The following is an 8420-nucleotide window of genomic DNA, read 5'->3' as shown; positions in this document are numbered from 1 at the left end:
CGCCGCCCCTTCCCGTCCCGTCCCTGGGGGCTGCGCCCCCGGACCCCCGCTTTCGGCCTGGACGGCCTCGTCCTCAAACGCCGGACGGGCTGGAGAAGAAACGGGTCGCCGTGGCCGGTGGGGCCGCCTTCACCTTCTCCTACGCCGAGCACACCGAGCTGCTCGCCGCCGCCGGGGCGGAGGTCGTCGTCTTCGACCCGCTGCGGGACGAGGAGTTGCCGGAGGGGACGGCCGGGCTGGTGGTCGGGGGCGGGTTCCCGGAGGTGTACGCCTCCGAGCTGTCCGCCAACGAGGGGCTGCGGAAGTCCGTCGCCGAACTGGCGCTGGGCGGTGCTCCGGTCGCCGCCGAGTGTGCGGGGCTGCTGTACCTGTGCCGGGAGCTGGACGGGCTGCCGATGTGCGGCTTGCTGGACGCCTCCGCGCGGATGTCGGAGCGGCTGACGCTGGGATACCGGGACGCCGTGGCCGTGTCCGACAGTGCGCTGGCCGTCGCGGGGACGCGGCTGCGGGGGCACGAGTTCCACCGGACCGTGGTGGAGCCGGGGGCCGGGGCGGCACCGGCCTGGGGGGTGCGGGCGCCCGAGCGGCGCGTCGAGGGATTCGTGGAACGCGGTGTGCACGCGAGCTATCTGCACACGCACTGGGCGGCCGAGCCCGGTGTCGCCCGTCGGTTCGTGGAAAGGTGCCGTACGTCATGAGCAGCAGGCTGGTCGGGGTCGGGGTCGGGCCCGGGGATCCGGAGCTGGTGACCGTGAAGGGCGTGAACGCGCTGCGGGACGCCGACGTGGTCGTCGTGCCCGTGATGGGCGCGTCCGACGGAAAGGACGGGGGCGAGCGCGGGCGCGCGGAGGCGACCGTGCTGCACCACGTGGGCGCCGAGAAGGTCGTACGGGTGGTGTTCGCGCTGAACGAGCGCACCGACCGGGCGCGGCGCGAGGCGGCCTGGGACGCGGCCGGGGAGCGGGTCGCCGGGCTGCTGCGGGCGCACGCCTGCGTCGCCTTCGCGACCATCGGCGACCCCAACGTGTACTCGACGTTCACGTATCTCGCGCAGACCGTCGGCGAACTGGTGCCGGGCACGGTGGTGGAGACCGTGCCCGGGATCACCGCGATGCAGGACCTCGCGGCGCGGTCGGGTGCCGTGCTGACGGAGGGGACCGAGCCGTTGACGCTGGTGCCGGTGACGGCGGGGGCCGCCGTGCTGAAGGAGGCGTTGCACGGGCCGGGCACGGTCGTCGCCTACAAGTTCGGCCGGCAGGCGGCCGAGGTGGCCGAGGCGCTGCGGGAGAGCGGCCGCCTGGACGACGCGGTGTGGGGGTCGGCGCTGGGGCTCCCGGAGGAGTCCGTGCGGCCGGCCGGCGAGCTGGACGGGGCGCCGCTGCCCTACCTGTCGACGCTCATCGCGCCCGCCCGGCGCGAGGGCGGGCGGGGCGGGAAACTGTGAGCGGCCGTCACCGCTCACTCGGCGATGCCCACCACCAGCCAGATGAACGCCGCGCCCGCGACCGTGCACAGCAGCGTCGAGCGGGCGGGGTGCTCGTGGTGGGCCTCGGGGAGGATCTCGGCCGCGGCGAGGTAGAGCAGGACGCCGCCGAACAGGCCGAGGTACGCGCCCAGTACGCCCTCCGGGATCGAGAAGAGGAGCGTGGAGGCCGCGCCGAGGATCGGGGCCACGGCGTCGGCGAACAGCATCGCGAGCGCGCGGCGGCGGGCGTTGCCGTACAGGCTCGTGAGTGTGTAGGTGTTGAAGCCGTCCGCGAAGTCGTGGGCGACCACGGCCATCGCGACGGCCGCGCCCATGCCGCCGCCGACCTGGAAGGCCGCGCCGATCGCCACGCCGTCCATCGCGCTGTGGCCGACCATCGCGGCGGCGGCCGTCAGGCCCACCTGGGGCGTGCGCCCGCCGTGCTCGTCGGCGCCGTGCGCGGCGCGGCGGGCGGCCAGCAGGCGCTCCACGAGGTGCGCGAGCAGGAATCCGGCGACGAAGAGCAGCAGGGCCGCGGGTACGCCGAACACCTCGTCGCCGGCCGCCTCCAGGGCCTCCGGCAGCAGGTCGAGGCCGACGACACCCAGCATCAGCCCGCCGGCCAGGCCCAGGACCAGGTGGCGCCGGTCGGTCACACGCTGTGCCGTCCAGCCGCCGGCCAGCGTCATCAGGAACGCGCCGAGCGCGACGAAGACCGCCATGGGCCCTTGGTATCCGATCACGCCACGTTCACGCGCGTACGACAGCAGCAACCGCAGTAAGCAGTAAATATGCCCCGCACCCACGGGTCGCACAGTGCACTCGGGTCGCACAGCACGCACAGGAGAGGACCGACATCCATGCCTTCCGGAGTTTCCGTGGCTTCCGTGGCTTCCGCCGCCCCCGAGGCCGGGGCGGGCGGCAAGGTGACCTTCGTCGGTGCCGGTCCCGGCGCCGCCGATCTGCTGACGTTCCGGGCGGCGCGCGCCATCGCCGAGGCGGACGTGGTGATCTGGGCGGCGAGCCTGGTCCAGGCGGAGGTGCTGGAGCACGCGCGGGAGGGCGCCGAGGTGCTGGACTCGGCGACGATGTCGCTGGAGGACGTCGTCGCCGTCTACCGGCGGGCGCGGGAGTCGGGGCTGCGGGTGGCCCGGGTCCACTCCGGCGACCCGGCGCTGTGGGGCGGTACGCAGGAGCAACTCGACCGGTGTGCGGAGCTCGGCATCGAGACCGAGGTGGTGCCGGGGGTCTCCGCGTTCTCCGCGGTCGCCGCGCTCGCGCAGCGGGAGCTGACGATTCCCGAGGTCGCGCAGTCGGTGGTCCTGACGCGGCTGGGCGGGGGCAAGACGCCGATGCCGCCCGGGGAGGAGGTGCGGGAGTTCGCGAAGCACGGGACGACCATGGCGGTCTTCCTGTCGGCGGCCCGCAGCGGCCAGTTGGTGCGGGAGCTGCTGGAAGGCGGCTATCCGACCGAGACGCCGGTGGTGGTCGCGTACCAGGCCACCTGGCCGGAGGAGCTGGTGGTGCGGTGCACGATCGGGACGCTGGAGGAGACGGTCAAGGAGCACAGGCTCTGGAAGCACACGCTGTTCCTGGTCGGTCCGGCCCTCGACGCGCAGGGCACGCGTTCGCACCTCTACCACCCGGGGCACTTCCACGGGTACCGCAAGGCCGACCCCGAGGCGCGCCGGGAGCTGCGGGCGCGGGGTGCGAGCACGTGATCACCGTGGTCGGGATGGGGGCCGCCGGTGCGGCTCCCGCCGGGGACGTCCCCGGGAACGTCGCCGAGGCCGCGGAGCTGGTGGTCGGCGGGCGGCGCCACCTGGACGCAGTGCGGCTGCCGGAGGGGGCCGAGCGGGTCGTGCTCGGGGCGCTGGCGCCGGCGCTCGACACGGTCGCGGAGTACGTCGCGGAGGAACGGCCGGTTCTCGTGCTGGCCTCCGGCGACCCGGGGTTCTTCGGGATCGTACGGGTGCTGGCGGAGCGGTTCGGTCCTGAGCTGCTGGACGTACGGCCCGGGATCTCCTCGGTCGCCGCGGCGTTCGCGCGGGCCGGGCTGCCGTGGGACGACGCCGTGGTGGCCAGCGCGCACGGGCGGGACCTGCGGACCGCGGTGAACCTGTGCCGGGCGCATCCGAAGGTCGCCGTGCTGACCGGTCCCGGGGCCGGTCCCGCGGAGCTGGGGGCCGCGCTCGGGCCGGACGCGCGGGTGTTCGTCGTCGCCTCCGCGCTGGGCTCGGCCGGGGAGCGCGTGGAGCGGGTGACGCCCGCAGAGGCCGCCGTACGGGACTGGGGGTCGGCGGTGAGCGTGGTGCTGTGCCTGGACGAGGCACGGGCGGCGGGGCCGGTGCGCACCGTCGCGGGGCCGCCGTCCGGGCCCACGGGGTGGGCGCTGGCCGAGGACGCGTTCGTGCACCGGGACTCGATGATCACCAAGTTCGAGGTGCGGGCGCTGGCGCTGGCACGGCTCGGGCCGCGCCCCGGTGACCTGGTGTGGGACGTCGGTGCCGGGTCCGGGTCCGTGGCCGTGGAGTGCGCGCGGCTGGGCGCCGCCGTCACCGCGGTCGAGAAGACGCTGGACGGGGTGGAGCGGGTCCGCGCCAACGCCGCCGCGCACGGCGTCGACGTACGCGTGGTGCACGGGACGGCGCCCGCGGCGCTGGCCGGGCTGGACGGCGATCCCGACGCCGTGTTCGTGGGGGGCGGCGGGCGCGAACTGCCCGAGATCGTCGCGCGGTGCGCGCGGCGGGCCCGGCGCGCCGTGGTCGTCGCCGTGGCCGCCCTCGACCGGGTGCCCGCGGTCCGCGGGGCGCTGGCCGGGGCCGGTCTGGAGTGCGACGGGGTGCTGCTGCAGTCGTCCCGGCTCGCGCCGCTGCCCGGTGACGTGCACCGGCTCGCGGCCGCCAACCCCGTCTTCCTGCTGTGGGGCGTGAGGCCGCACAGCCCTACCGAAGGAGTTGCCCCTTGATCGGCCTCATCTCCGCCACGGCGGCGGGAGCGGCGGCGCGGGACCGGCTGGCCGCCGCGTGGCCGGACCGCACGCGCGTCTACGGGGGTCCCGTCGCGGACGCCGTACGGACCGCGTTCGGCGAGTGCGAGCGGCTGGTGTGCTTCCTGGCCACCGGGGCCGTGGTGCGCCTCGTGGCGCCGCTGCTGGACGACAAGCGGACCGACCCGGGTGTGGTGTGCGTCGACGAGGGCGGGCGGTTCGCCGTGTCGCTGGTCGGCGGGCACGGCGGCGGCGCCAACGAACTCGCCCGCGCGGTCGGCGAGGTGCTGGGCGCCGAGCCGGTGGTGACGACGGCGACGGACGCGGTCGGGCTGGCCGGCCTGGACACGCTGGGGCTGCCCGTCGAGGGCGATGTCGCCGGGGTGTCGCGGGCCCTGCTGGACGGCCTGCCGGTGGCGCTGCGGGCGGAGGTGCCCTGGCCGCTGCCGCCGCTGCCGGTCGCGGCGGCGGAGGGATCCGACGGGTTCCACCGGTCCGACGGGGCGGCGGCGGGCGGGGCGTACACGATCCGGGTGACGGACCGTGCGGTGGAGCCGGCCGGGCGCGAGGTCGTCCTGCGGCCGCCGTCGCTGGTCGTCGGGGTCGGCGCCTCCAGGGGCGCGCCGGTCGACGAGGTGCTCGGGCTGGTGGAGGAGGCCCTGCGCGAGGCGGGCCTGTCGGCCGCGTCGGTGGCGGAGCTGGCCACCGTGGACGCCAAGGCCGGGGAGCCGGGCATCGTCGGCGCCGCCGAACGGCTGGGCGTACCCCTCGTGACGTACCCCGCCGGCGAGTTGGCGGACGTCGAGGTGCCCAACCCCTCCGACGCCCCGCTCGCGGCCGTGGGCACCGCGTCGGTCGCGGAGGCTGCGGCGCTCGTGGGCTCGGGCGAACTCCTCGTGCCCAAGCGGAAGTCGGCGGCCACTCCCGCGATGGCGACCTGCGCGGTCGTACGGCGTCCGGGGCGCGGGCGGCTCGCGGTGGTCGGGCTGGGCCCCGGCGCCCGGGACCTGGTGACGCCGCGGGCGCGGGCGGAGCTGCGGCGGGCGTCGGTGCTGGTCGGACTCGACCAGTACGTCGACCAGGTCCGCGATCTGCTCCGGCCCGGCACGCGGGTGCTGGAGTCGGGTCTCGGCGCGGAGGAGGAGCGGGCCAGGACCGCGGTCGAACAGGCGCGGCTGGGGCACGCCGTGGCGCTGATCGGCAGCGGCGACGCCGGGGTGTACGCCATGGCCTCGCCCGCGCTGGCGGAGGCCTCCGACGACATCGATGTGGTCGGCGTGCCGGGCGTGACGGCGGCGCTGGCGGCCGGGGCGGTCCTGGGCGCGCCGCTGGGCCACGACCACGTGTCGATCAGCCTGTCCGACCTGCACACGCCGTGGGAGGTCATCGAGCGGCGGGTGCGGGCGGCGGCGGAGGCGGACCTCGTCGTGACGTTCTACAACCCGCGCAGCCGGGGCCGTCACTGGCAGTTGCCCAAGGCGCTGGCGATCCTCGCGGAACACCGGGAGCCGGGCACTCCGGTGGGGGTCGTGCGCAACGCGTCCCGCGCCGACGAGTCCAGCCGCCTGTCCACGCTCGCCGCGCTCGACCCGGCGACGGTCGACATGATGACCGTCGTGACGGTGGGCAACACCGCGACCCGCGAGATCGCCGGGCGCATGGTGACACCGCGCGGCTACCGCTGGCAGGGGGTCCCGGCCGCCCGCCCCTCTCCCACCCCCACCCTTGCCCCTGCCTCTGCCCCTGCCTCTGCCTCTGCCTCTGCCTCTGCCTCTGCCTCTGCCTCTGCCTCTGCCTTCCGGACTTCCGTGTCCGGGACGTCCGAATCCGAGAAACCCGAGGAGACCCTGTGACCACCCCGCCCGCCCTGCTCATCGCCGGACACGGCACCCGGGACGAGGCCGGAGCCGCGGCGTTCCGCGACTTCGTGCGCGAGCTGGGCCGCCGTCACCCCGAACTGCCCGTATCGGGCGGCTTCATCGAGCTGTCCCCGCCGCCGCTGGGCGACGCGGTCGCCGAGCTGGTCGAGCGCGGGGTGCGCCGGTTCGCCGCGGTGCCGCTGATGCTGGTCTCCGCCGGGCACGCCAAGGGCGACATCCCGGCTGCGCTGTCCCGCGAGAAGGAGCGCCACCCCGGCATCTCGTACACGTACGGGCGTCCGCTGGGCCCGCACCCGGCCCTGCTGCGGGTGCTGGAGCGGCGGCTGGCAGAGGCCGTCGACCCGTCCTGGGACCCGGCCGAGGTCACCGTGCTGCTGGTCGGGCGCGGTTCGACGGACCCGGATGCCAACGCGGAGGTGTTCAAGGCGGCGCGGCTGCTGTGGGAGGGGCGCGACTACGCGGCCGTGGAGACGGCGTTCGTGTCGCTGGCGAAGCCCGACGTGCCGGGCGGCCTGGACCGGTGTGCGCGGCTGGGTGCGCGGCGGGTCGTCGTCCTGCCGTACTTCCTGTTCACCGGCATCCTCCCGGACCGGGTGCGGCGGCAGACCGAGGAGTGGGCCGCCGCGCACCCGGAGACCGAGGTGCGGTCGGCGGACGTGATCGGTCCGGAGCCGGAACTGCTCGACCTGGTGTGGGAGCGGTACGAGGAGGCCGTCGGGGGCGACCTGCGGATGAACTGCGACTCGTGCGTGTACCGGATCGCGCTGCCGGGGTTCGAGGACAAGGTGGGGCTGCCGCAGCAGCCGCACTTCCACCCCGACGACGACGGCCATCACCACCACGGGCACCATCACGGGCATGGACACGCACCTTCCCATGCGCACTGAGGTCCCGGCCGGGGGCCGGGCGCACGACCTGCGGCACCACGGCGACGCCGAGGTGCGCGACGACGGTGCGGCGCTGGTCGACCTCGCGGTGAACGTCCGCGCGGACACTCCGCCGGCGTGGCTGCGCGAGCACCTGGCGGGCTCGCTCGGTTCGCTCGCCGCCTACCCGGACGGGCGGGCCGCGCGGGCGGCGGTGGCGGCGCGGCACGGGCTGCCGGTGGAGCGGGTGCTGCTGACGGCGGGGGCGGCGGAGGCGTTCGTGCTGCTGGCGCGGGCGTTGGAGGTGCGCCGGCCGGTCGTGGTGCACCCGCAGTTCACCGAGCCGGAGGCGGCGCTGCGGGATGCTGGGCACACGGTCGGCCGGGTGCTGCTGCGGGCGGCGGACGGCTTCCGCCTCGACCCGGCCGCCGTGCCGGACGACGCGGACCTGGTGGTGGTCGGCAACCCGACCAACCCGACGTCGGTGCTGCACCCGGCGTCCGCGCTGGCTCGGCTGGCCCGTCCCGGGCGGACGCTCGTCGTGGACGAGGCGTTCATGGACGCGGTGCCGGGCGAGCGGGAGGCGCTGGCCGGGCGCACGGACGTACCGGGCCTCGTGGTCCTGCGCAGTCTCACCAAGACGTGGGGGCTGGCGGGGCTGCGCGTCGGATACGTGCTCGCGGCGCCGGAGACCGTCGGCGCGCTGGAGCGTGCCCAGCCCCTGTGGCCGGTGTCCACGCCGGCGCTGGCGGCGGCGGAGGCGTGCGTGGCGCCGCGGTCGCTGGCGGAGGCCGCTCACGCGGCTCACCGGACGGCCGCGGACCGGGACCGGCTCGTCGCCGGGCTCGCGGCGTACGCCGGGGCCGGGCTGCGGGTCGCCGGACCGGCCGAGGGCCCCTTCGTCCTGCTCCGCGTGCCGGGTGGCGCGGCCGTACGGCACCGGTTGCGGGGCCTCGGGTTCGCGGTGCGGCGCGGGGACACGTTCCCGGGGCTGGACGAGGACTGGCTGCGCGTCGCGGTACGGGACCGGGCCACGACGGACGCCTTCCTGCGGGCGCTCGACCGGGCCCTGGAACGACGGGCCCCGGAACGGGCAGCGCCGGAACGGGCGGCGCAGGAACAGGCGGCCCCGGAACCGTCGGCCTGAGCCGCACCCCGGCCCCCGCCGCCGGGGCCCGGCCCCTCCGGGTGCCGCCCCGAGCCGTGCGGCACCCGGAGGG

The 8420-nt window shown here is 76.3% G+C and carries 7 protein-coding genes and 1 pseudogene; 7 read left to right on the top strand and 1 reads right to left on the bottom strand.

What is annotated here, in order from left to right; all coding sequences use genetic code 11:
- Nucleotides 1-698 (top strand): annotated as a pseudogene (locus HZS56_RS36445) (cobyrinate a,c-diamide synthase); the annotation flags it as partial.
- Nucleotides 695-1444, top strand: a complete 750-nt coding sequence (cobI, locus tag HZS56_RS36440) for a precorrin-2 C(20)-methyltransferase (protein WP_216725096.1) — start codon at nucleotides 695-697, stop codon at nucleotides 1442-1444. The pseudogene HZS56_RS36445 and the gene cobI, both read left to right, overlap by 4 nt.
- Before the next feature lie 14 nt (nucleotides 1445-1458).
- Here cobI and HZS56_RS36435 read toward each other — a convergent pair whose 3' ends face one another.
- Nucleotides 1459-2187 carry a ZIP family metal transporter gene (locus HZS56_RS36435; RefSeq protein ID WP_216725095.1) on the bottom strand — a complete coding sequence of 243 codons (729 nt, stop codon included), beginning with the start codon at nucleotides 2185-2187 and terminating at the stop codon, nucleotides 1459-1461.
- Nucleotides 2188-2325: 138 nt separating this feature from the next.
- Between HZS56_RS36435 and cobM the strand changes: the two genes are divergently transcribed.
- The 5 genes from cobM to cobC are packed head-to-tail and all read left to right on the top strand — an operon-like array spanning nucleotide 2326 to nucleotide 8347.
- Nucleotides 2326-3186 carry a precorrin-4 C(11)-methyltransferase gene (cobM, locus tag HZS56_RS36430; RefSeq protein ID WP_216725094.1) on the top strand — a complete coding sequence of 287 codons (861 nt, stop codon included), beginning with the start codon at nucleotides 2326-2328 and terminating at the stop codon, nucleotides 3184-3186.
- A complete protein-coding gene (cbiE, locus tag HZS56_RS36425) occupies nucleotides 3183-4433 on the top strand; it encodes a precorrin-6y C5,15-methyltransferase (decarboxylating) subunit CbiE (RefSeq protein ID WP_216725093.1) in 1251 nt (416 codons plus the stop codon). Before cobM ends, cbiE begins: the two co-directional genes overlap by 4 nt.
- On the top strand, nucleotides 4430-6307 hold the full coding sequence (cobJ, locus tag HZS56_RS36420; protein ID WP_253915482.1) for a precorrin-3B C(17)-methyltransferase: 1878 nt from the start codon (nucleotides 4430-4432) through the stop codon (nucleotides 6305-6307). Before cbiE ends, cobJ begins: the two co-directional genes overlap by 4 nt.
- Complete coding sequence (locus HZS56_RS36415; protein WP_216725092.1) at nucleotides 6304-7221, top strand: sirohydrochlorin chelatase; 918 nt, start codon at nucleotides 6304-6306, stop codon at nucleotides 7219-7221. The genes cobJ and HZS56_RS36415 overlap by 4 nt, the downstream gene beginning before the upstream one ends.
- Complete coding sequence (gene cobC / locus HZS56_RS36410; RefSeq protein ID WP_216725091.1) at nucleotides 7193-8347, top strand: Rv2231c family histidinol phosphate aminotransferase CobC; 1155 nt, start codon at nucleotides 7193-7195, stop codon at nucleotides 8345-8347. The genes HZS56_RS36415 and cobC overlap by 29 nt, the downstream gene beginning before the upstream one ends.
- Nucleotides 8348-8420 lie beyond the last annotated feature (73 nt).

It is taken from the genome of Streptomyces mayonensis, assembly GCF_018982965.1.
Lineage (GTDB): Bacteria > Actinomycetota > Actinomycetes > Streptomycetales > Streptomycetaceae > Streptomyces > Streptomyces mayonensis.
The sequence above is the reverse complement of the archived record's forward strand: the minus strand, read 5'-3'. Positions and strand labels throughout refer to the sequence as shown.